The following is a 22,360-nucleotide window of genomic DNA, read 5'->3' on the forward strand; positions in this document are numbered from 1 at the left end:
CCCCGTCGCGGGCACGCCCGCTGCTTCCCTACCCCCCCCCCAATTAACCCGCCCCCGGGCGGAGGGCTTCGGAACGCTGCGGCAGGACGCCGCCGTACCGAGGAACCCGCTGCCCTGGCACGCTGCCGCTTCCCGGGACGGCGAGCAGACCGGGCGCGCTGCGGGCGCTCGCGGTGCCGAGGGTGGTGAGCTGAGGCCCTGGACGTCGAACTTGCTATCGAACCCGTCGCCCGTGACTTCATCAGGCCGGCGTTCGAGGAGGTTTCCCCGACCGGGTGGGTGTCCATCACCTAGGCTGACGGGCAGTTAAATCGCCTGGGCTGGGAGTGGAATGGAATCGCGTATCACCATCGCGGGGGCGGACCCGGCGGCGGCCGCCTCGGATCTCCGGTCGTTGCGTGCCTGGCTGCGTCACGAGGATGAGCTGCGGGGGCGAGTGCAGTTGCTGGACGGCGAGGTCGGTCCGGAGGAGATGGGCGGGCTCGCCGAGGTGCTGGTGGTGGCCCTGTCCGCCGGAGGCGCGGCGACCGTCCTCGCCCAGGCGGTAGTCGAATGGGTGCGGCAGCGCACCCTCGACGTCACCGTCAGGGTGACCAGGCCGGACGGTGGTTCCATGGAGGTCCAGCTCAGCGGAGTGAAGGCCGGGGACGAGACGGTCGCGGCGCTGCGCCGCTTCATCACCGAGGAGCAACCGGACGCTCTGCCCGATGCGACTCCCTGACGGCGACCGCTCCCGGATCGTCCTGATCGGCACGGCGAACTACCCGGCGGACCCGGACCTGCTCGACCTTCCAGCGGTGCTCAACAACCTGACCGACGTCGCGGACGCCTTCGGCCTGCCGCTGCACGGCTGGTCGACTTCGCAGACCTGTGTGACCATCGCGAACCCGGGCAGTAACGAGGAGTTGGTGGACAGGCTCACCGAGCTGACCGCGCAGGCGGAAGACCTCTTGCTGATCTACTTCGCGGGCCACGGACTGCTGGACAGCGCGGGGAACCTGCACCTTGGCTTGTCCCGCACCCGTCGCGGCAGACAACTGCGCCACACCGCGCTGCCCTTCGACGAGCTCCGGGAGTTCGTCATCGACAGCCCCGCGCGCAAGCGGGTGGTCATCCTCGACTGCTGCTTCTCCGGGCGCGCCATCGACATCATGGCCCCCGGCGATTCGCTCGCGCTGGACCAGATCGAGATCGCCGGGACTTTCGTGCTCACCTCCACCTCCGCCGGTACGGCCGCGCGCGCACCACACGGCGAACGGAACACCGCGTTCACTGCCGAGCTGGTGCGGCTGCTCACCGAGGGGGATGAGAACGCGCCGTTGGACCTGACTCTTGGGCAGCTCTACCAGCTCCTCCACCAGCGGCTGGTGAGAAGGGGCCTGCCGAAGCCCCGCAGGCAGGGCACCGACACCGTCGCAGACCTGGTGATCGCCCGCAACAGGAGCTACCGGCCCGCGACCGAGGGTGAGCGCTGGGCTCGGGCGGAGGGCTGCGGCCAGGAGACACCGCGCATGCTGCTCGACGACGAGGAGTTCCTCGGCCACAACGGGGACCCGGCCGGGGCCGCCCGGAAGTACGGGAAGATCGCGGGCTTGTTGGCCAGGCTGTACGGAACGGAGTTCGTCGATGTGAAGGCGGCGGAGGCGAGCCGGGCCGTGTGGGCCGAGTTCGGCACCGCGCGGGCGGCCTCCCTGTCTGTGCCCGTTCCGCCGAGCGTCCGCCGGATCCGTGCGGTCGGCATTGACCTTGGTACGACGAATTCCTTCGTCAGCGTCCTCGTGGACGGTGAGCCCAGGTTTGTCACCAACGCCGAGGGCACCCGGAGCACGCCGTCCGTCGTCGCCTTCGCGAAGAACGGCGAGGTGCTCGTCGGCGAGGCCGCCAAGCGCCAGGCGGTCGCCAACGTCGACCGCACCGTCCGTTCGGTCAGGCGCCACATGGGCACTGACTGGAGGATCGGCATCGACGGCAACGACTTCACGCCGCAGCAGATCTCCGCCTTCGTCCTTCGGAAACTCAAGCGGGATGCCGAGGCATACCTGGGCGAGCCGGTCACCGAAGCCGTCATCAGTGTCCCGGCGTACGCCTCGGACGCCGAGCGCGTGGCAGTCAGGGAGGCGGGCGAGATCGCGGGCCTGGATGTACGGCGCATCGTCGACGGGCCGGCCGTTGCCGGTACGGCCTACAGCCTGGGCGACGAGAGCGACCGGACCATCCTGCTTCTCGACCTGGGCGGTGGCACCCTCGATGTCGCCGTTCTTGAGACCGGCGACGGCGTGGTCGAGGTCAAGGCCCTCGGCGGCGACAACCACCTCGGCGGTGACGACTGGGACCAGAAGGTCGTCGACCACCTGGTGAAGGTCTTCCAGGCCGGCCACGGTCTCGACCTGTCCGGGGACGAGACGGCGCTGCAGCGTCTGCGCGAGGCGTCCGAGAAGGCCAAGATCGAGCTGTCCTCCTCCTGCGAGACCTCGATCAACGTGCCCTACATCGCGGCCTCCGCCGAGGGTCCGCTGCACCTGGACGAGAAGCTCACCCGGGCCCGGTTCCAGCAGCTGACCTCGGACCTGCTGGAGCGCTGCAAGGTTCCGTTCCACAACGTGATCAAGGACGCGGGCATCGCCCTCTCCGAGATCGACCACGTGGTCCTCGTCGGCGGCTCGACCCGCATGCCGGCCGTTGCCGAGCTCGTCCGCGAGCTGACCGGCGGCAAGGAGCCCGTCATTGCCGCGGACCCCGACGGGGCCGCCGCGATCGGCAGTGTCTTGGAGGCCGGTGTGCTGAAGGGCGAGGTCAAGGACGTCCTGCTGCTTCGGGTCACCCCGCACTCCTTGGGTATCAGGATCGCGGACGGCACCATGAACACCCTGATCGAACGCAACACCACGATCCCGACCAAGCGCTCCGAGATCTTCACCACCGCCGAGGACAACCAGCACGCTCTGCGGCTCAAGGTCTACCGGGGTGAGCACCAGAGCGCAGCGGACAACGAACTGCTCGGTGTGTTCGAGCTGACCGGCCTGCCGCCGGCCCCGCGCGGTCTGCCCCAGATCGAGATCACCTTCGACATCGACGCCAACGGCATCATGCACGCGTCCGCGAAGGACCTCGGCACCGGCAAGGAGCGGAGGATGACCGTCACCGGCTCTTCCGCACTCTCGAAGAGCGAAATCACCCGCATGCGCGAGGAGTTCGAACGCTACCTCTCCCCGCCCTCGACACCGTTGCCGCAGCAGCTTTCGTCCTCCGGCTCCGCACATGACCGACCGGACAATTCCTGAGCCTGTCGTTCTACCTTCAGTGATCAACATGAGGTTGTTCGAGTTCGTCACCCGCATGGGGATCTGCCGGACGAGGCGACGACCTCCGTCTCGTGCTGCGTGATGTCGAGTCGCACAACAGAGCCGGAGGTCGTCGGTGTCGATCGTTCTCCTTGAAGCCGCCGGCCGGCAGGCAATCTCGGAACTGTCCTCCTCGTGGAGATCCAGCGCCGGGTGCGGGTGGGGTGGGGGTTGGTGGTGTGTTGGGCCGGCTGTCGTCGCGCATGCGTGCGAGCGGGGCTCTGCCCGTGCGCCGGCAGGGCCCGGGCCCGCAGAAGCCGCGCGTGTCAGGCCGCGGGTTTCCAGAGGCCGCGGGCTGCGAGCAGGGGCAGCACGTTCTCGCCGACCCAGTACGCCTCCTCCAGGTGGGGCGTCCCGGACAGCACGAACTCGTCGATGCCCAGGCGGTGGTACTCCTCGATCCGGTCGGCGACCTCGCGGTGGCTGCCGACCAGCGCGGTGCCCGCACCGCCGCGCACCAGGCCGATCCCGGCCCAGAGACCCGGCGACACCTCCAGCCGCTCCGTCGATCCGCCGTGCAGCAGCCGCATCCGCCGCTGGCCCTCCGACTCGCTGCGCGCCAGTGCCTCCTGGGTGGCGGCGATCCGCGCCGGATCCATCCCGGCCAGCAGACGCCCGGCCTGCGCCCAGGCGTCCGCGGAGGTGTCCCGGGTGATCACGTGCAGCCGGATGCCGAAGCGCGGGGTGCGCCCGTACCGCGCCGCCAGATCGCGGATGGCCCCGATCTTCTCGGCGACCATCTCCGGGGGTTCGCCCCAGGTGAGGTAGACGTCGGCGTGGCGGGCGGCGACCTCGGCGGCCTCCGGGGAGGACCCGCCGAAGTACACCTCCGGGACCGGCTCCGGCAGCCGGGTCAACTGTGCGCCCTCGACGCGCAGATGGGCGCCGTGGTGGTCCACCCGCTCGCCGCGCCAGAGCCGCCCGGTGATGTCCAGGAACTCCGCGGTGCGGGCGTAGCGGCCCGTCTTGTCGAGGAAGTCCCCGTACGCGCGCTGCTCGGCGGACTCGCCGCCGGTGACGATGTTGAGCAGCAGCCGGCCGCCCGACTGGTTCTGGTAGCCGGTCGCCATCTGGGCGGCGAGGGTGGGGCTGAGCTGGCCGGGGCGGAAGGCGACCAGGTACTTGAGCCGCTCGGTCACCTGGGTGAGCATCGCGGTGGTCAGCCAGGCGTCCTCGCACCAGGCCCCGGTCGGGGTCAGCGCGCCCGTGAATCCCAACTGCTCGGCCGTACGGGCGATCTGGCCCAGGTAGGCGATGCTCGGCGGGCGGTCCGAACCGGCCGTGCCGGGCACCGAGCCGTGGCCGCCGCCGACGACGTACCGGCTGTCCCCGGTGGTGGGCAGGAACCAGTGGGCGGTCAGCGGCATGGTCCTCAGCCCTCCAGGTCGGCGGCGAACCGCCCGTACCCGCCGTTGTGGTGCACCAGCGGCGGGCCGCCGTCGGTGTCCGCGCCCACCACCTCGCCGACGATCAGCAGGTGGTCGCCGACCGGGGTCACCTGGGTCGTCCTGGCGGTCAGCCGGGCGGCGGCGCCGGGCAGCAGCGGCGTGCCGTGTGGTCCGGTGTGCCACGGGGTGTCGGCGAAGCGGTCGATCCCGCTGCGGGCGAAACGCTTCGCCAGCTCCTGCTGGCCGTGGCGCAGGATGTGCACCGTGAACGCCTCGCAGGCCCGGACGGCGGGGGCGGAGGAGGCAGTGGTCGCCAGGTAGAAGGAGACCAGCGCGGGCTCCAGGCTCACCGAGGTGAACGAGGTCGCGGTGAACCCGGCCTGTCCGCCGGGGCCCGCCACGGTGATCACGGTGACGCCGGAGGCGTGCCGGCGCAGCGCGCCGCGCAGCAGGTCGGCGGCGGGGGCGGCATCCGGGGCGGGGGCGAGTGCGGGGGGTGCCGCACCCGCCGGTACGGCGAAGGCGGGGCGTTCGTCGAGCCTGGTCATGCCGGGACTCCTTCCGGGAGGTGGGCCACCGGGTCGCCCGGTGCTTGTGGTGCGTCCGGTACGGGTGCGGGGCCGGCGACCGGGATCAGCTGGACGGGTAGGTGCGGACCGCCGCGCAGCCGCTCCAGCCACTGCACGACGGCGGCGGCCACGCTGCGGTGCGGGGCGTCGTTGAGCGCGTCGTGTCGGCCGTCGACGACCAGCAGCAGTTCGGCCGCCAGCCGGGCGGCGTGCCTCCGGGCGGTCGCGGGCGGCGAGACCGGATCGGCCCCGCCGTGCACCAGCAGGGCGGGCGTGCCGGGGGCGGACCGCTCGGCCGCCTCGGCGAGCGCGGCGGGCACGGGCTCCTCCAACGCGCCCGGCCGGTAGCCGGGGTCGCTGCCGAGCAGGTCCCGGTGCACCGGGCAGGCGGTCCTGGCGGTCAGCTCGTCCGTCCAGGCGCCCTCCGCGGCGGTGCCGGTCCGCTGCGCGCCGTCCGGCCGGGGACCGGCCGTGGGGAGGCCGACGAGCAGCAGGCCGTCGGGTGCGGCGGGCCCGGCGGCGGCCAGGGCGAGCAGAGCCCCCGTGTCGGAGCCGGCCAGGACGACGGGCGCGCCGGCCGGGAGCGCGGCGCGCTCCTCGGCGACGCGCTCCGCGAGGGCGTCGGCCTCGGCCGCCTCGCCGCCGTGCGCCGTCGCCACCACCCGGTAGCCGTCGTAGGCGAGCCGGCGTCCGAACCGGCCGTACAGGCCCGGGTGTTCGCCCCGGCCGGGGAGCAGCAGGACGGTGCCGCGGACGACCACGCCGTCGGCCGGGTCCCAGGACGCCGACGCCGAGGTCGGGGCGGGCGCGGGCCCGGCGGGCGCCGGGCCCGTCCCCGGCGCGGTGCCGGCGCCGGGGACGGCCACCGCGGGTGCGGGGGTGCTCATCGGGCGGCGCCCGCGGGCTCGGCGTCCGGCAGCGCCGTCCGGGCCGCCTCGGCCCTGGCCGTGGCCTCGGCCCCGGCCGCCGCCTCGCGCGCCGCCCGCTCGTCGCGGCGGGCGACCTCCTGGCGTACCAGCGGCAGCAGCTCCCGGCCGTAGTCGATCGCGTCGTCCAGCGGGTCGTAGCCGCGGATCAGCAGCGTGGTGACGCCGAGGTCGACGTAGTCCAGCAGCGCCTGGGCGACCGTCTCCGGGGTGCCGACCAGCGCGGTCGAGTTCCCGGCCGCCCCGGTCGCGGCGGCGGGGGCGGTCCACAGCGCGCGGTCGTGCCGGTCGGCCTTGGCAGCGGCGGCCAGCAGCCGCTGGGAGCCGACGTTCTGCGGGGCGGCGCCCGGACCGACCGGGAGCACCTGGCGCCGCCCGCCGAAGGCGTCCGCCCGCTCCTTGATGGTGGCCAGGATTCCGTGCGCGCGCTCCCAGGCCTCGTCCTCGGTGCGGCCCAGGATCGGGCGGAAGGAGACGCTGATGCCGTGGACGTCGGTGCGCCCGGCGGCCTCGGCGGCGGCGCGCACCGAGGCGATCTGCTGCGCGGTCTCCGCCAGCGGCTCGCCCCACAGGGCGAAGGTGTCGGCGTGCTTGCCTCCGACCCGGTAGGCGGCCTCCGAGGAGCCCCCGAAGAAGAGCGGGATCCGCGGCCGGGTGACCGGGCGGACCTCGGAGTGGAAGTCGGCGAAGCGGTAGTACGGGCCCTCGTGGTCGAACGGGCCCTCCTCCGTCCACGCCTTGGTGAGCACGGTCAGGTAGTCGTCCGTCCTGGCGTAGCGCTCGTCCTTGGTGAGGTAGTCGCCGTCGCGGCGCTGCTCGGCGTCGTGCCCGCCGGTGATGATGTGCACGGCGACCCGGCCGCCGGAGAACTGGTCCAGGGTGGCGAAGGTGCGGGCGGCCACGGTCGGGGCGATGAAGCCCGGACGGTGGGCGATCAGCAGGCCCAGCCGCTCGGTGTTGGCCGCGGCGAACGCCGCCACCTGGTTGGGGTCGGGGCTGGCCGAGGAGTGCGCGACCAGGATGCGGTCGAAGCCGGCGTCCTCGTGCGCCCGGGCGAAGCGACGGGTGTAGTCCACGTCGACCACCGGGCCGTGGGCCGGGCGGGTCTCCGAGACGTCGTGGGTGGAGATCATGCCGATGAACTCGACGGGCATGGCGAAAAGCCTTTCATGGCAGTGGTGTTGGGGAGAGGAAGGGCAGGGAGAAACGGACGCGGTCAGAGGGTCGGAGGGTCAGAGAGTCAGAGAGCGGTGCAGGGCGGCCCGGCCGCGGGTGAGCAGGACGGTGTCGTCCTGCGGGGTGTGCACCCGGCTGCACAGCACGTCCCGCAGGTGGCGCTGGAGCGGGTGGTGGCGGGTCAGGCCGTGGTTGCCGGTGAGGGCGACGGCGCGCTGGACGGCCTCCACGGCGGCCCGGGTGGCGATCAGCTTGGCGCCCGGACTCTCCTCGGCGGCCGACTCGTCGCTCGCGTCGACCGCCCCGGCGAGACTGGCGACCAGCCGTTCGGCGCCGGCCAGGTCGACGTCGATGCCGCCCAGCTCGCTCTGGAACCGGGGCAGGGTGGCCAGCGGGGCGCCCAGCGAGGTCGGGGTCCGCTCGTGCAGGAACCCGGTCAGCCAGGACTGCGCGGCGCGGGCCACCCCCAGGTAGAGGGCGGAGAGGCCGAGCGAGTTCCACGCACCGCCGAGCGCGTCCCGGCCGCCGTCCGGCTCCGGGAGGGCCAGTCCGGTGGTGTGGTCGAGGGGGATCCGTACGGCGTCGAGCAGGACGTCGTCGCTGCGGCTGGCCCGCAGGCCCAGGTGGTCCCAGGTCGGCTCGACGGTGATCCCGGGCCGGTCGCCGCGCACCAGGAAGGAGCCGACCCGGGGATCGTCCTCCTCGGTCCTGGCCCAGACCAGCAGCCAGCGCAGCGCGGGGGCGCCGGTGGAGTAGATCTTGCGGCCGGTCAGCTCCCAGGAGTCGCCGCTGCGCCGGGCGACGGTCGTGGGCAGCCCGCCGCGGACGGGGGTGCCGAGATCGGGCTCCACCCGGACGTGGTTGACCAGCGTCGGGCGGACGGCGGACTCGGCCAGCAGGTCGGCGAGCGGTCCGGCCGGCCAGTGCGGGCGGCGGGCCTCGGCGGCGTGCACGAACAGGGTCATCGCGGTGACCAGCGCGACGGCCGGGTCACCGGCACCGAGCGCGCGCAGGATCCGGACGGTGTCGGCCAGACCGCCGCCCGGGCCGCCGTGGCGCCGGGCCACGGTGGCGGTCAACAGACCTGCGCCGTGGACGAGTTCGATGCCCTCGGCGGGGAAGGAGGCGTCCCGGTCGTGCTCGGCGGCGCGGGCCGCCAGGGCGGCGGTGATCGCGGCCAGGCCGTCGGTCGCGGGCGTCGGCAGCGGCGCGGGGAGCGCCCGGGCGGGGGGTGCGGCAGGCATGGGCGTACTCCGGTACGGGAGGAGACGGTCGGTGGCGTCAGCGGGGCAGCCGCGCCCGCCAGCCGGGGGAGTGGTGGCAGGCCACGGTGTGCCCGGTGGGGGCGCCGACCGGCAGGACGACCGGGAGCGGGGCCGGGGTGCCGGGCGGTGGGGACGCGGCGCAGGCGGTGGCCCCCGCAGGGGTGGTGGCCGGGAGCGGGTCGGGACGAACGGCGCAGGCCTGGTCGGCGAACGGGCAGCGGTGGGCGAACGCGCAGGCGCTCCGGTCGGCGCCGCCGGGGTCGGAGCCGTCCTGGCCGCCGATCGACGGGGCCCCGGGTGCCGGGGTGCGCAGCAGCTCCAGGGCGGCCCGCCTGGCCGGGTCCAGGCTTGGCGCGGCGGCGCCCAGCAGCGCGCTGTACGGGTGCAGCGGGTGCTCCAGCACCGTACGGGCCGGGCCCTGTTCGACGATCCGGCCCCGGTAGAGGACGGCGATCCGGTCGGCGATCCCGGAGAGCGAGTCGAGGTCGTGCGAGATCACCACGACGGCCAGGTCCAGCTCGCGGCGCAGCCGGTCGAGCAGCCGCAGCACGTGGTTGCGGTTGGAGGCGTCGAGCGCGCTGACCGGCTCGTCGGCGAGCAGCAGCCGGGGCCGTCCGACGACGGCCCTGGCCAGGGCGACCCGCTGGCGCTGGCCGCCGGAGAGCCGGGCGGGGGTACGGGTGGTGAGCGCGGGGTCCAGGCCGACCCGGTCCAGCGCCTCCCTGACCCGCTCCTCCCGTTCGGCCCGGGGCACGCCCGCCACGGCCAGTGGTTCGCCGACCAGGCGGGCGACCGTCAGGTCCGGGTCGAGGGAGCGCAGCGGGTCCTGGAACATGTACTGCACCGTCCCGGCGCGGCGGGCGGCGCGCAGGGCCCGGCCGCGCAGGGCGCCGTGGTCGGTGCCGTCGACGGTGATCCGGCCGGCGGTGACCGGGGCGAGCCCGGCCACGGCGCGGGCCAGCGTGGTCTTGCCGGAGCCGGTCTCGCCGATCAGCCCGAGGATCTCGCCGGAGTGCGCGTCCAGGTCGACGCCACCGAGGACCGGGGTGCGGCCGAAGGCGACCGAGAGCCTCTCGATCCGCAGGGTGGCGGGGCGGGCGGCCGGTTCGGACCCGTCGGTGCGGGCGAGCGGCGCCGCCGGGGCGGTGGTGGTGCTCATACGGGGGCCTCCGTCCGGTGGTGCGGGGCGGTCGGGGCGGTCGGGGCGGTCGGGGTGGTCACGGTGGTTCCCGGGGCTTCGGGGGTCCCGGCTCCCCAGGCTCCGGTGAGCGCGAGGTCCTCGGCGCGGACGCAGCGCACCCGGCGGGTGCCGTCCCCGCCGGAGCCGCCCACCGGGGTGAGCGAGATGCCGCTCCGGGTGCAGTCCGGGGTGGCGTAGGCGCAGCGGTCGGCGAAGCGGCAGCCTGGCCCCGCGGTGCCGGGCTCGGGTGGCCGGCCAGGGATCACGGCCGGCTCGCGGCGGTGGCGCCGGCCGAGGGAGGCGACCTGGAGCAGCGCCTCGGTGTACGGGTGCGCGGGGCGGGCGATCACCTCGGCGGTGGGGCCCTCCTCGACGATCTCCCCGGCGTAGAACACCAGGATCCGGTCGCAGACGTCGGCCACCACGGCGAGGTCGTGGCTGACCAGCAGCAGCGCCAGACCGCGCCGCTTGCGCAGCCCGTCGAGCAGGTCCAGCACCTCCGCCTGGACGACGGTGTCCAGCGCGGTGGTCGCCTCGTCGGCGACCAGCAGCCCGGGGTCGCCGGAGACCGCGACGGCGATCAGGACGCGCTGGAGCATGCCGCCGGAGAGCTCGTGCGGGTAGCGGTCGTGGACGGTCTGCGGGTCGTGCAGACCGACCGCCTCGAACAGCTCCACCGCGCGCCGGCGGGCCTCGTCCCGGCTCAGGCCGAGGCGCAGGCGCAGCGGCTCGCCGAGCTGGCGGCCGACGGTGAGCGAGGGATTGAGGTAGGAGCCGGGGTCCTGGAAGACCGCGCCCAGGCGGTCGCCGCGGACCTGCTGCCACGCTCGGTCGGTGAGCCCGGTCAGTTCGGTGGGCCCGGTGGGCCCGGTCGGCCCGGTGGGTCCGGTGGGCTCCGCAGCGCCGGGGGATCCGCTCGCGGCGTCCGGTGCGGCGGCGCCGAGGGTGATCCGTCCGGCCGACACGGCGACGCCGGGGGCGAGCAGGCCGAGCACCGAGCGGCAGGTGAGCGTCTTGCCGCTGCCGGACTCGCCGACCAACCCGAGGGCCTCGCCGGGGCGGACGGCGAACGAGACGTCCCGGACGGCCTCGGTGCGGCCGCCGCCGACGGTGACGTGCAGGCCCTCGACCCGCAGCGCGGCGTCGTCCGCGGGCGGGTGCGGCCCGCCGGACGGCTCGGTGCCGGCGGGCCGGGCCCCGGCCGTCGTCGTCGGGAGCGCGTCCTTCGTGCCGGAGGTCTTCCCGGCCGGCTCACCGGCGGGGGCTCCGAGCGCCGCGGTGTCCGTCCGGTCGGCGTCGGCGAGGACGTCGGCGAGCAGATTGAGCGCCCCGATGGTGACCATGATCAGGAAGGTGGGCACGGCGGGCGCCCACGGCTGCTGCGCGAGGAACCCGAGGTCGCTGGCCAGCATGCCGCCCCAGGTGGGGGCCGGAGGCTGGACGCCGATGCCGAGGAAGGTCAGCGAGGAGACCGTCAGCAGGCTGGTGGCCAGGGCGTGCGCGGTGGTGACGGCCACCGTCGGAAGCACCTTGCGCCAGGTGTGAACCCGCAGGATCCAGGCCCGGGACGCGCCCATCAGCTCGGCAGCCTCCACGTACTGGGCGCGGTCGAGCCCCAGGGCGGCGGCCCGGACGACCCGGAAGAACAGCGGCGACAGCAGCACCCCCAGGGCGATCATCGCCTGGTGCAGCCCGTTGCCGAGCAGACCGACGGCGGCGATGGCGAACAGCGTGAACGGCAGCGTCATCAGCGCGTCCACCGACCGCAGGGCGAGCCAGGAACCGGTGGCGCCGAACCGGACCGAGAGCAGGCCGGGGACGACCCCGAGCAGGGCGGCCACCGCGACCGCCTCGGCGGCGGCCAGGACGGAGGGACCGGTGCCCGCGAGCAGCCGGCTGAGCACGTCGCGGCCGAGGTAGTCGGTGCCCAGCAGGTGGCCGCCGCCGGGGTTGTGCAGGATGGCGGACGGGTCCTGGGCGAGCGGGTCCATCGGGGCGAGCCGGTCACCGAGGAGGGCCAGCAGCAGGACGACGCCGAGGGCCGCCAGCGCGACGCGGGCGAGCGGTACCCGCAGGGTGGTGCGCAGCGCGTTCACCGGGCACCTCCCGAGGCGGCGGTCGCCGACGGGACGAGGTCGGCGGCGGGGCCTGCGGCGTGGACGGCCTTCGCGCCGGTGGCCGCGCCCGCCGGGCGGGCGCGGCGTCTGGCCGCCGGGTTGAGCGCGAACAGCAGCGCGTCCACGGCGAGGTTGGCGGCCAGGACGACCGCGACGGTCACCAGCAGGGTGCCCTGGATCACCGGGACGTCGTGCTGCTCCGCCGCGCGCAGCGACAGTTGGGCGATCCCCGGCAGGTTGAAGATCCGTTCGGTGACGACGGCGCCGCCGATCAGCACCGGCACGCTCATCCCCAGCACGGTGACGGCGGGCCCGGCGGCGTTGCGCAGCGCGTGCCCGAACAGCACCCGCCGCCAGGACAGCCCGCGCATCAGCGCGCCGGTGGCGTAGTTCTCGCGCAGCTCCGCGACCAGCGAGGTCCGCAGCTGGCGGGCGATCCCGGCGGCGGCGTCCAGGCTGAGCGCCAGGGCGGGCAGCAGGGCGAAGCGCAGCCACTCGCCGGGATTCTGCGAGAACGGCACGTACCCGCCGGAGGGCAGCAGCCGGAACTGGACGGCGACCAGGGTGATCAGTCCGATGGCGATCACGAAGGCCGGCAGCGTGCCGAGCAGGGTGCAGACGGCGGTGACCGCCCGGTCGAGCCGCCCGCCGTTGCTGAGCGCCGCCGAGACTCCGGCGGCGCCGCCGAGCAGCACCGCCAGCAGCAGTGCGAGTCCGGCGATCGACAGGTCCACCGGCAGGGCGGCGGCGATCGAGTCGGCCACCGGGACGGTGGTGAACCAGGAGACCCCGAGGTCGCCGCCGAGCGCGTGCAACAGCCAGCTGCCGTACTGCACGGGCAGCGGCCGGTCCAGGCCGAACTGGTGGTCCAGCCGGGCGATGTCGGCCGGGGTGGCGGTCTCGCCGAGCACCGCCGCGGCGGGGTTGGCGTCGGAGACGGCGCCCAGGCCGAAGGTGAGCACGGAGGAGAGCAGGAACACGGTGGCGGCGCCGGTCAGGACCCGCCCCAGCGGGCGCGGTGCGCGCGCCGCCCGGCGTGCGAGCAGGCCCGCCCGCCGGGCGCGAGGGGGCGAGAGGACGGCGCTCACGACGCAGTCACTCCCTCGAACCGCTGGACGACCGTGAACGAGGGGATCGGGGAGACCGACTTACGCCGGGCCAGCAGGCGCGGGACGCTGTACAGGAAGGTGTTGGGCATCGTGCGCACGGCGAGCGCGGTGGCGGCCTGAAACACCTTCGGGTACTCGGGGGAGTCCAGCGGGGTGCGCGAGATCAGGTCGACGGCGGCCTTGAGCTCGGGCGGGGTGCGCCGGCCGGGGTTCATCAGCCCCTGCTCGCCGAAGAGCACCTGGAAGGCCTGCGCGGCGGAGTCGCGGCCCGCGAACTGGTCGGAGGCGAGCGCCCTGGAGTGCTGGATGTACATGATCTGGGTGGCCTGCGCCGCCGGGATCACGTCGATCGTGGCCCGGATGCCGACCTCCTTCAGCTGCGCCTGGAGCTGCTCGGGCAGGCCCTGCGCGGCCGTGGTGGTCAGCGTGAGGTCGACCCCGTTCGGGAAGCCGGCCTCGGCCAGCAGGGTGCGCGCCCGCGCGGGGTCGTACCGGAAGAGGTCGCCGAGGGCGGGGTCGAAGCCGACGTAACCCTTCGGGAAAGGCTGGTAGTTGACCTCTCCGTGGCCGAAGAGCTGGGTCTTCACCAGGGCCTCGCGGTCGATCGCGAACTTCAGCGCCTCGACCACCTTGGGGTTGTCGAACGGCGCCTTCTCGATGTTGACGTCGAGCACCGCGACCACCAGCGAGGGGATTTCCTGGACCTCCAGCCCGGCGGCCTTGGCGGCGGCGACCTGGCTGCCGGGGATCTGCGCCACGTCGAACTGTCCGGACTGGAGGCCGCCGACCACGGTGGCGGCGTCGGGCAGCGGGTGCAGCTCGAAGTTCTCCAGCTTGATCGAGGCGGCGTCCCAGTAGGTCGGATTGCGCTTGAGGACGGCCTTCGCGTTCTGGGTGTACGAGACGAGGGTGAAGGGGCCCGATCCCGCCGGACGGGTGGCCAGCGCGGCGGCGTCCGCCTCGAAGGCCTTGGGGTTGACGATCATCCCGGTCTTGCCGGCCAGCAGGTTGGGGATCTGGTAGTCGGGCCTGGACAGCTTGATCACCACGGTCTGCGCGTCCGGCGCGCTCACCTCGCTGACGCTGGTCAGCTGCGGGGCCACCAGGGACTTGGGATCGCTGCGGCCGCGGTCCAGGCTCTTCTTGACGGCGGTGGCGTCCAGCGGCGTGCCGTCGGAGAAGGTCGCCCCGGGGCGCAGGGTGAAGGTCACCGAGCCGCTGTCCGGGCTGTAGCTCCAGGACGTGGCCAGGGCGGGAACGGCGTTGCCCTTCTCGTCCAGTTTGGTGAGGCCCGCGTAGACCAGGGAGAGGCCGTGCACGTCCCAGCCGGCCGAGGAGAACACCGGGTCCCAGGAGGTGGGCAGCGCCCAGCCCCACTTGAGGGTGCCGCCGGGGGCGCCGCCGCCCGTCCCGGCCTGGCCGGCGCCGGTGTCGCCGCACGCGGCGAGGGCGAGGGAGGCGCCGAGGCCGAGGCCCAGGCCGAGCAGCGAACGTCTGCCGAGCAGGGTGCGGTGGGCGGGGGTGCTGGTCATGGCGGTTCGTCACCTTTCGGGCGTTACGAGGACGGTGGCGCGGCGCGACAGGGCGCGGCGGGGCACCGGAGACGGGGGTGTGGGTGCGGCGCCACCGCCCGCTGCCCGGCACGCGGGTCCGGCGTGCGGGTCGGGGGCGGGGCTGGCGGCAGACGGGGACGGCCGGGCGCGGCGGGGTGGCCGGGCCGACGCTGGGCGTGCGGTGGCTCGATGGGGTACGGCTGCGGTGGGTGTTGCCGCGGTGGGGTGCGATGCGGCGCTCGCCGGATCGCGCGGCGGCCGGCTATCGGCGGCCGGTGGCCCGGCGGCGGGGTGCCGGCTGCGCGGGGCGGTGAACCGCGGTGCGCCGGTACGGGACCGGGCCCGGCGCGGCCGGGGGCTCCGGTGGTACGGCGCTACCGGCCGATACGGCCGGGGCGGGACTCGGCGGCGGGGGCGCCGCCGGGCCGGGACGCGGTCAACAACAGAGGTCGCTGCCGGCGCGGCTCATGTGGCGGCGCACCGTGACGCGGTGCGTGGGGTTCATGGGGCACATCCTGGCCAGGTCGGCGGCCTGCTGTCAATGGACACCAAAAGGTGTCTGTTTGCGGCGGCGGTGCTGCAACACCCCCTCAACGCGCCGTTCACGGCGCGCCGCCGCATCGCCCGCGAACGGCCGGTGCCCCGCCGGTACGGAGCGCCGCACCCGCAGCCCGCTGTGACAACGCGCCGACGTCTCGCGGACCGGACGCCGGGCGGGCCGCCCGTCTCGAACCGTGGATGGCCCGCCCGACGCGCCGACCCGTCCCGGAAACACTCAGCCCTCTCCGCAGCCGCCCCGGGCGGCGCTCAGCCCGCTCCGCCGGCCCGCCGGACGGACTCCCAGGCCGGACCCGAACGCTCGTCGGGGTGCAGCACCAGCACCCCGTGCCCGGTCGCCACCCGCCGCACGCCCCCGGGGAGCGGCCCCGCGGCCCCGGCCAACTCCGCCTCGACCAGGCTGCGGTAGCGCTCCAACAACTCCGCGGCCGTCGGCTCGGGCACGGCACCGGGCCACAGCCCCGGTGCCACGGCGGCCACCGCCGCCAGATACTCCTCCACCGTCCGCCACCCCGGCACCACCCGGCACCCGGCCGGACCGCTGAAGACCAGCGTCGGCAGCGCGTAGCGGTAGCCGTCCCCGGTCTCCTTGGCCGCCCCCGGGTGCGGCCCCGGCCCGTGCAGCCCGACCACCTCCGGCCGGGGCCGGCGCGCCTCGGCGCGGTCGCGCCGCACCCGCTCGCGTACCGCCGGATCGGCCAGCGCGGTCCGCAGCCGGGCCTCGTCGAGACCCGGCACCCCGGCGAGCGCCGCCAGGACCCGCTCAGGCGTGTCCGCGGGTTCGCCGAGCACGAAGGCGCTCTCCCGCAGCCGGCGCAGCACCCGCTCGCCGACCAGCGGCCCCTGCGCCTCGGCGGCCGCCGCCGCCAGCGAGGAGGGCCAGCTGCTGGCCGCCACCCAGCGCAGCCGCTCCGCGCGCGGAGCGCCGGTGTGCGTCGCGATCTCCGCGACGTACCGGGCGTACCAGGCGGTCTCGGCCGCCGGATCCGGCGCCGGGTCGTCGTCCTCGTCGAACAGGACGCCGAACACCCGCCGGTGCCTGGCCCCCTCGCCCAGCACCCGCAGCAGCCGCCGCAACCGCGGCTCGGCGCCCCAGGACCACGGGCACATCGGATCGGTGAACTCGGCGATCTCCACAACGGCGTCCGCCGCGTCCGGTGCCGTCGCCGCGCCTTCCGTGCCCGTCGTACCGCCACCGCCCGCCGGCCGCGTCATGCGGGTGCCACCTGCCGGGCCGTGCCCACGAGGTGCGCCACGGTGGTCTCCGTCAGGATCGCCACGGCGCGGTCCTCCACGCTGCGCCACACGGCGGGCAGCCCCCGGGCCGGCCCCGGGTAGTCCAGCCCGGCCAGCGGTTCGCCGCGCAGCGTGATCACCTCGCCGTCGACCGCTCGGACCACGTCCAGCAGGGTGATCTCTGCGGCGGCCCGGCCCAGCCAGTAACCGCCCTCGCAGCCGCGCTGGCTGCGGACCAGCCCGGCCCGCCGCAGCTCGCCCACCACGGACTTCAGGAATCGGAACGGGATGCCCTGGGAGGCGGCGATGGTCTCGCAGGTCAGCGGGCGGGACGTGTCGCAGGCGAGCTCGACCAGAGCCCGAGCGGCGTAGTCCGCCTTGGCGGAGATATGCATGGGCCGAGTATCCCCCGGCCGCGGCCGTGCTCAAGTCCCTTGTCCGGTCGGTTGTCCGGTCCGTGGTCCGGCACGGCGCGGAGCGTGCGGCGGGAAAGGACACCTCTTGACATCCTTTCGCCGCCGGGCCTAGCGTCCGAACCCGGCCGGTACGTCGCACCGGACTCCGGGCCACCGCCATGCCCAGGCACTCGGCCGTCCCGCGGCACCGCCGGTGCGGGCTCGCCGCCGCCCCGCCCGCGCCCCTCGTCGCGTCCGCAACCCGCCACCACGTCCCCGTCCCGCGCCCGCGTTCCCATCCCCGACCCAGGAGCCGCCATGTCCACCGCCCACCCGCCGCACCACCACCCGGCCGCCCCGGCCGACCGCTCCGAGGAGACCTCGGAGCAGGCGCCCGTGGTCACCCGGGCGGGCACCGGCTTCCACCCGCACCTGCACGACGGCGGGACCGCCGCTCCCGGTACCGGCCTGCGGGCCCGGCTGCACCACATCCGGGCGGGCGAGCTCGACGGCGACACCGCTCAGACCGGCGGCATGCGGCGCTTCGCGGCCATCAGCGGACGGACCGTGGGCTCGGAGAAGCTGTGGATGGGGCAGACCCACGTCGCGCCCTCGACCGCGTCCTCCGACCACCACCACGGCGAGTCCGAGACCGCCATCCACATCGTCAGCGGGCACCCCGAGTTCGTGTTCGTCGACGACTCCTCCGGCACGCCCGAGGAGATCCGGCTGCGCACCGGCCCGGGCGACTACATCTTCGTGCCGCCGTTCGTCCCGCACCGCGAGGAGAACCCGGACCCCGAGGTGGAGGCCGTGGTGGTGATCGCCCGCAGCACCCAGGAGGCCATCGTGGTCAACCTCCCGAGCCTGTACGCACCGTGACGCCGCCGCGTCCGGTCCGAGCCTGACGCTGCCTCCACCCGCGCCCCTTCGCCCCCGCCGCGCGCCGGTCGGGGCGCGCGGCCCGGGCGGGTGCCGTGACGTGCCCCGATGCGCGCGCGGAATCGCTGCGTTGCGACCGGTGTGCCCGGGCTGCCGGGACGGCCCGCGGGCCGTCCCGGCAGCCCGGGGCTGTTCGGCGTCTGCCGGTGCCCGCGGTCCTACTTGCAGATGGGCGGGTTCGGGGACGACCGGACGGTATAGAGGGTGGGCCGGCCGTCGTCGGACGTCGACACGGGCATGACGATCGTGTCCCTGGCCGTCCAGGGGAGATGACTGCGGCTGAACGTCCAGGTCCCGGTGATCTTGGTGGCAGCCCTGGAGAGCGTGACCCAGCCGTATTCCCCCGGTCGAATCTTGCCGGTGACCTGGTTCCCCAGGGCTTCCGAGCCGGACCAGCTCTTCTTGAAGGTGAATTTCACCTTGACGGTGACCTTGGCAATCAGTGATGACAGTGCGCCGGTCTCCAGTCCAAGCTCGACTTCACTGCCCAGTTCGTGGGACCATCCGTTCGTCCTGAGTACCGAAAACGTATGGGTAACGCCATCCGGGTAGCCGTTTTCGTTGAACCAGGCGTCCGACGCGCAGGAGTCCGGCAGCATTTCCGCGGGGGATTCCGATTCCATGTCCCATGAGCATTCATTCTTGTACTTCTGGCATATCTTGGTCGCGTAGGTCAGGGCAAGTTCCCGCGGTCCGCGCACGGGAGGCTGCTCGTCACCGAAGGGGACCTTCCACGACTGCTCCTCCTTTCCGTCGCAGCCGGTCAGCCAGGTCGGTGTCCCGGGGGAAACCTTCGACTTGTAGGGAGCGAGGCACGACGACGTGCCCACGTTCCTGAACATGAACCCGGTGGGCGTGGGATGGGCAATCCAGTCCTGCCAGGTGCTGGTGGAACCGCACGACAGCATGGACACCGGCGCCTGGTTCCAGAAGCCTTGGGCCGTCAGGCACGTGCCCAGCGACACGTTCTGGATCCGGAAGGTTCCGTCCTGCCAGTTCGGAGTCAGGCGCCAGGCCATGTTCGAGCTGCCGTGAACCCGGGCCAACCTGACTTGGTTCAACGCGCTTCGCTGGGTATCCACACTCAGCGCGAAGCCCTCCTTCAAGTACAGCCGCGTGCAGTACATGCTCTCCGACGCCGGGCAGGGGTTGCCCAGGAACTCCGTGGCGTGTGCCGTGCCACTTGCCATGGGAGTGACGGACACACCGACGGCAAGGAGAGCTGTCACCAGGGACATGAGCAGCAGTCTTAAGACACCGGATCTAGTGCTCGGGGAAGGCGGAATCATGATGTTCCTAGTCCTTGAGTAAACGGTTCCGGATCGCCCCCGTCGGGGACTTCCGGACTGTCGGTGTGGTGGGTTCTTGCGGCGGCCGCGTGGGCACCGGGCCGAGGAGAACGGCTGATCCGGGTAGGGAGCCGAGGCGGATTCGCCGGGGCCTCGTACGCGGTCCCCGTGTTGGGCGTATCCGAGTCTTGGCCCCGCCGGGACCTCGGGGCAGCGTAGAACCACCTGCCTGGATACCTGTTCCGATCCGTCTGGGGGAGCTCCCCGCGGGCGGGCGCGACCCCGGCGAGTCCGTCCGCGGATCCGCTCAGTACGAGGCCGGCTGCCGACACCGACACCGACACCGACACCGACGACGGGCGCCGTGGCCGGGGCGGGGACGCTCGTGCCGACGGCCGGACGCCGCCGCGCGGCCTCCCGCCTCGGTGACCGGGGAAGGGCGCCGCGCGGTTCGGTGGGTGTGCTCCGCATGGTGGTACTCGTGGGCGGTCACGGCCCGGCACGGGGCGAACGTGTTCGGGGTGTGGACGGGGGCGGCTGTGGCGGCCTGCCTCCGAGTGGTCCCGAGCGTGGTGTGCAGTGCCGCCGCCGCCCCGCCGAGTCGACGGAACGCCCCGAATCCTCGGTGCGACGGCAGCACTGCGGCGCTCCCGTCCCGGGCGCGTGGGATCCGATGGTCGGCCGGTGGGGGAGCGGCGACAAGACCCGAATTGCTGATGGGGCGGATAACGGATTCGTATGGGCGACACACCGTGCCCGCGCCCCTCATGGGCTGCCATGAGAAGTCCCGGAGGTGACCTGTGGATTTCGGTTGCGTGACACCTGTGTCAAGTCGACCGACGCCTATCTGACAGGCACTCAGAAATTGAGGCGCGAACGCTGCCGAGGCGTCGCGACACCGCAGGAGCGTGGAGGGGGAATGCCGGCCGGGTCGAGGCTGCGGTGGAACCAACACCTTTGACTACCTGGGAACTTGGCCGCAATCGGGTCCTCAGGGGTCGACCGCTTCGAGCGGCGGCTCGTAGCTTCCCGCCCACTGGGCGATCCGTCACGAATTCCTCGGGGAACGCCCCCGCCCCCGAGGAGTCGCCCCTGACCGGATCAAGAATCGACACGACAACCCGCCTCGTTCGCCCGGCCCGTATATGACCCCCGCGCATGATTCCACCCGCGGTTGTCCGGTGCGCGAGTATTGACAGCGCCGTTGCGCTGCCGCTGTAGTTCCACTCGATAGCCCCACCCGCTTCACCGGTTCCGGCCTACTTCCGTACCGGCCCACCGAAGCGGCTGCAGACTCCTGTCCGGCCGACCTGCGACGCCCCCACCCAGGCGCAGAGAGCCGCCCCGCGTGCCGCGCACGGTCCGACCTCCACCAGCCGGGTTGCCCGTACCCACCCCACCCCCGCTCGACCACGCCCTTTCCAGGGCCGTGGTTTCTCCGGCATCGCTCCAGACCTCTCACGTCAGGAGAAGACGATGGACGACTCGTCCCCCGCCCCGTCCGATCACATCCGCTCCGAGATCAGCCGTCGGAAGGCGGTGCAGCCGCTGGGCGTCGGCGCGGCGACGGTCGCCGCCGGCAGCGCCATGACCGGCACCACCGGCGCCTCCCCGGCGGCCGCAGCGACGCCGCTGCGCGCGGCGGTGCTGGAGTACGTCGACTCGTTTACGCACGCCAAGGGGCTGCGCATCCTGCTGGAGCACGCCGGCTTCACCGTGATCGATCTGAACCCGGCCATGGCGGCGAACGCGCAGGGGGTGGACCTGATCGCCCTCGGCAGCTTCGCCAGCTACGGCCCCCGACTACCGCAACTACGTGCAGACTCAGGCGGGGTCGCTGCAGACGTTCGTCCAGGACGGCGGGGTGGCGCTCGACCCCGCCCAGCCCGACGTGGCCGGCGAGGGCGTCCCCTGTCTGCCGAACGTCAATGGGCGGTGGGGCACGAGCGGGCCGTACGCGGTGCGCACCGACGCCGACTTCAGCACGATCTACCCGGTGGCCACCAACCACCCGCTGGTGTCCGCGCTACCGGTGACCTCCGGCCAGGTGTTCACCGGCCGCAACAGCACGCACCCCAGGACACCGACCCCCGAGGAACCGAGAACCCAGGTTTCAGTTGTCGTCGTCGGCGGCGGCGGACCGCTGCCGCAGGTGGATACGGCCCTGCGGCAGACGATCGACTCCGCTCTCCGCCGGGCCTGCGGACGCGGCCCACGACCGGACGTGGTCGCGGGGCTCGTGGGCGGCCGAGCGGCCTGCCTGGGCGCCGCCATGATCGCCCGGGAGCCGGCCGGAAGCCGGCCGGGAGCCGCTGACCGCGTCCCGGCCGCACCACCCGGACGTGCGCTGCTCACGCGCACTGACACGCCGTGGCCGCCCCGTCGGGGGGCGGCCACGGTACCGGCGGCAGCCGCCGCCCCGACCTCGCGCCGTCTGCCCTGCGGCGCTCCCCGGACCCCACCCAGATCGGTCGAGAACCATGTCGAACGCCGAGAACACCAGATCGGACACCAAAGGTCCGAGACTCGGGACCCCCGCCCTCGAACTCGTGAGCGAGGGCAAGTACAACAAGCTCAAGTGGCGCATGCTCCTGGCCGCCATGTTCTGCTACTTCTTCTTCTACACCGGCCGGCAGACCTTCGGCTTCGCCATCCCCGGCATCCAGGCCGACCTCGGTCTGAGCAAGGCCGCACTGGGCGGCATCAGCGGCATCCTGCTCTGGTCGTACGCCGCCGGCCAGATGATCAACGGCAACCTCGCCGACAAGTTCGGCGGCCGGCGCATGATGACCGCCGGCGCCATCCTGTCCACCATCCTCAACTGGTGCACGAGCTTCTCCGTCGGCTCCAGGTCGCTCAGCTTCCTGTGGGGCGCCAACGGGTTCGCGCAGTCCCTCGGCTGGCCCTCCGGCGGCCGGGTCATCTCCAACTGGTGGGGCCCGCGCGAGCGGGGCAAGAGCTTCGGCTTCTACACCTTCGCCGCCGGCATGGCCTCCGTCCTGGCCTTCGTCACCTCCACCATCGTCGTCGACACCCTCAAGCTCGACTGGCAGTGGATCTTCCGGGTCCCGGTCCTGCTGATGCTCGTCGGCGGCATCACCTTCTACTTCGTCGCCCGTGAGAACCCCAAGCAGGCCGGCATCAAGCCCCCCGCCTCCGTCACCGAGGCCGACGAGGAGGACGACCGGGCCGACGCCGCCGCGTACGCCGGCGAGACCTCGTTCCAGCGCTACAAGACCGTGCTGCGCAACCCCAAGATCTGGTCCACCGGCATCGCCATCGGGTTCCAGAACACCGCCCGCTACGGCCTGCTGAT

At 73.7% G+C, this 22,360-nt stretch carries 16 protein-coding genes and 2 pseudogenes; 5 read left to right on the top strand and 13 right to left on the bottom strand.

The features are described from left to right. Positions 1–331 precede the first annotated feature (331 nt). The 3 genes and pseudogenes from ACFWOG_RS26680 to dnaK all read left to right on the top strand — a co-directional run. Positions 332–721: a hypothetical protein gene (locus ACFWOG_RS26680; RefSeq protein WP_380361240.1), complete on the top strand. Its 390-nt coding sequence runs from the start codon at positions 332–334 to the stop codon at positions 719–721. Then, positions 708–1,355 (top strand): annotated as a pseudogene (locus tag ACFWOG_RS26685) (caspase domain-containing protein); the annotation flags it as partial. The gene ACFWOG_RS26680 and the pseudogene ACFWOG_RS26685, both read left to right, overlap by 14 nt. 369 nt (positions 1,356–1,724) lie before the next feature. After that, positions 1,725–3,203, top strand: a pseudogene (gene dnaK / locus ACFWOG_RS26690) (molecular chaperone DnaK); the annotation flags it as partial. 404 nt (positions 3,204–3,607) lie between these two features. On the opposite strand, the gene ACFWOG_RS26695 reads toward dnaK, so the two are convergent. The 11 genes from ACFWOG_RS26695 to ACFWOG_RS26745 form a co-directional block, all read right to left on the bottom strand. After that, positions 3,608–4,708, bottom strand: a complete 1,101-nt coding sequence (locus ACFWOG_RS26695; RefSeq protein ID WP_380361241.1) for an LLM class flavin-dependent oxidoreductase — start codon at positions 4,706–4,708, stop codon at positions 3,608–3,610. A gap of 5 nt (positions 4,709–4,713) precedes the next feature. Further along, positions 4,714–5,277, bottom strand: a complete 564-nt coding sequence (locus ACFWOG_RS26700; RefSeq protein WP_380361242.1) for a flavin reductase family protein — start codon at positions 5,275–5,277, stop codon at positions 4,714–4,716. After that, on the bottom strand, positions 5,274–6,185 hold the full coding sequence (locus tag ACFWOG_RS26705; protein ID WP_380361243.1) for an alpha/beta hydrolase: 912 nt from the start codon (positions 6,183–6,185) through the stop codon (positions 5,274–5,276). Before ACFWOG_RS26705 ends, ACFWOG_RS26700 begins: the two co-directional genes overlap by 4 nt. Beyond that, a complete protein-coding gene (locus ACFWOG_RS26710; RefSeq protein WP_355401376.1) occupies positions 6,182–7,378 on the bottom strand; it encodes an LLM class flavin-dependent oxidoreductase in 1,197 nt (398 codons plus the stop codon). The genes ACFWOG_RS26705 and ACFWOG_RS26710 overlap by 4 nt, the downstream gene beginning before the upstream one ends. A gap of 78 nt (positions 7,379–7,456) precedes the next feature. Continuing rightward, positions 7,457–8,644: an acyl-CoA dehydrogenase family protein gene (locus ACFWOG_RS26715; protein ID WP_380361244.1), complete on the bottom strand. Its 1,188-nt coding sequence runs from the start codon at positions 8,642–8,644 to the stop codon at positions 7,457–7,459. 37 nt (positions 8,645–8,681) lie between these two features. Then, positions 8,682–9,824 (bottom strand): ABC transporter ATP-binding protein, encoded by a 1,143-nt coding sequence (locus ACFWOG_RS26720; RefSeq protein ID WP_380361245.1) that lies wholly within the window; start codon positions 9,822–9,824, stop codon positions 8,682–8,684. Beyond that, positions 9,821–11,941: a dipeptide/oligopeptide/nickel ABC transporter permease/ATP-binding protein gene (locus ACFWOG_RS26725; protein ID WP_380361246.1), complete on the bottom strand. Its 2,121-nt coding sequence runs from the start codon at positions 11,939–11,941 to the stop codon at positions 9,821–9,823. Before ACFWOG_RS26725 ends, ACFWOG_RS26720 begins: the two co-directional genes overlap by 4 nt. After that, the gene (locus ACFWOG_RS26730; RefSeq protein ID WP_380361247.1) at positions 11,938–13,050 is read right to left on the bottom strand and encodes an ABC transporter permease; all 1,113 of its coding nucleotides are present in this window, start codon (positions 13,048–13,050) and stop codon (positions 11,938–11,940) included. The genes ACFWOG_RS26725 and ACFWOG_RS26730 overlap by 4 nt, the downstream gene beginning before the upstream one ends. Then, a complete protein-coding gene (locus tag ACFWOG_RS26735; RefSeq protein ID WP_380361248.1) occupies positions 13,047–14,603 on the bottom strand; it encodes an ABC transporter substrate-binding protein in 1,557 nt (518 codons plus the stop codon). Before ACFWOG_RS26735 ends, ACFWOG_RS26730 begins: the two co-directional genes overlap by 4 nt. 828 nt (positions 14,604–15,431) lie before the next feature. Further along, entirely contained in the window at positions 15,432–16,397 is a 966-nt protein-coding gene (locus tag ACFWOG_RS26740; RefSeq protein WP_380361249.1) for a DsbA family protein, read from the bottom strand. After that, positions 16,394–16,813 carry an Rrf2 family transcriptional regulator gene (locus ACFWOG_RS26745; protein ID WP_355401390.1) on the bottom strand — a complete coding sequence of 140 codons (420 nt, stop codon included), beginning with the start codon at positions 16,811–16,813 and terminating at the stop codon, positions 16,394–16,396. The genes ACFWOG_RS26740 and ACFWOG_RS26745 overlap by 4 nt, the downstream gene beginning before the upstream one ends. A gap of 318 nt (positions 16,814–17,131) precedes the next feature. Here ACFWOG_RS26745 and ACFWOG_RS26750 point away from each other — a divergent pair, with 318 nt between their 5' ends. After that, entirely contained in the window at positions 17,132–17,695 is a 564-nt protein-coding gene (locus ACFWOG_RS26750) for a cupin domain-containing protein (RefSeq protein WP_380361250.1), read from the top strand. Between the two features lie 218 nt (positions 17,696–17,913). On the opposite strand, the gene ACFWOG_RS26755 is transcribed toward ACFWOG_RS26750, so the two are convergent. Both ACFWOG_RS26755 and ACFWOG_RS26760 read right to left on the bottom strand, forming a co-directional pair. Further along, the gene (locus tag ACFWOG_RS26755; protein ID WP_380361251.1) at positions 17,914–18,993 is read right to left on the bottom strand and encodes an RICIN domain-containing protein; all 1,080 of its coding nucleotides are present in this window, start codon (positions 18,991–18,993) and stop codon (positions 17,914–17,916) included. 1,556 nt (positions 18,994–20,549) lie between these two features. Next, entirely contained in the window at positions 20,550–20,723 is a 174-nt protein-coding gene (locus ACFWOG_RS26760) for a hypothetical protein (protein WP_380361252.1), read from the bottom strand. An 870-nt stretch (positions 20,724–21,593) separates the two neighbouring features. On the opposite strand from ACFWOG_RS26760, the gene ACFWOG_RS26765 reads away from it, so the two are divergent. Then, positions 21,594–22,360, top strand: a 767-nt coding sequence (locus tag ACFWOG_RS26765) for an MFS transporter (RefSeq protein WP_380361253.1), incomplete at its 3' end; no start/stop codon positions are given.

Origin of the sequence: Kitasatospora sp. NPDC058406, assembly GCF_042722765.1 — a bacterium.
Taxonomy (GTDB): Bacteria; Actinomycetota; Actinomycetes; order Streptomycetales; family Streptomycetaceae; genus Kitasatospora.

Coding starts and splice junctions, on each gene's coding strand:
- ACFWOG_RS26680 (WP_380361240.1), top strand. CDS start 332: ATGGAATCGCGTATCACCATCGCGGGGGCGGACCCGGCGGCGGCCGCC.
- ACFWOG_RS26695 (WP_380361241.1), bottom strand. CDS start 4,708: ATGCCGCTGACCGCCCACTGGTTCCTGCCCACCACCGGGGACAGCCGG.
- ACFWOG_RS26700 (WP_380361242.1), bottom strand. CDS start 5,277: ATGACCAGGCTCGACGAACGCCCCGCCTTCGCCGTACCGGCGGGTGCG.
- ACFWOG_RS26705 (WP_380361243.1), bottom strand. CDS start 6,185: ATGAGCACCCCCGCACCCGCGGTGGCCGTCCCCGGCGCCGGCACCGCG.
- ACFWOG_RS26710 (WP_355401376.1), bottom strand. CDS start 7,378: ATGCCCGTCGAGTTCATCGGCATGATCTCCACCCACGACGTCTCGGAG.
- ACFWOG_RS26715 (WP_380361244.1), bottom strand. CDS start 8,644: ATGCCTGCCGCACCCCCCGCCCGGGCGCTCCCCGCGCCGCTGCCGACG.
- ACFWOG_RS26720 (WP_380361245.1), bottom strand. CDS start 9,824: ATGAGCACCACCACCGCCCCGGCGGCGCCGCTCGCCCGCACCGACGGG.
- ACFWOG_RS26735 (WP_380361248.1), bottom strand. CDS start 14,603: ATGACCAGCACCCCCGCCCACCGCACCCTGCTCGGCAGACGTTCGCTG.
- ACFWOG_RS26740 (WP_380361249.1), bottom strand. CDS start 16,397: ATGACGCGGCCGGCGGGCGGTGGCGGTACGACGGGCACGGAAGGCGCG.
- ACFWOG_RS26745 (WP_355401390.1), bottom strand. CDS start 16,813: ATGCATATCTCCGCCAAGGCGGACTACGCCGCTCGGGCTCTGGTCGAG.
- ACFWOG_RS26750 (WP_380361250.1), top strand. CDS start 17,132: ATGTCCACCGCCCACCCGCCGCACCACCACCCGGCCGCCCCGGCCGAC.
- ACFWOG_RS26755 (WP_380361251.1), bottom strand. CDS start 18,993: ATGTCCCTGGTGACAGCTCTCCTTGCCGTCGGTGTGTCCGTCACTCCC.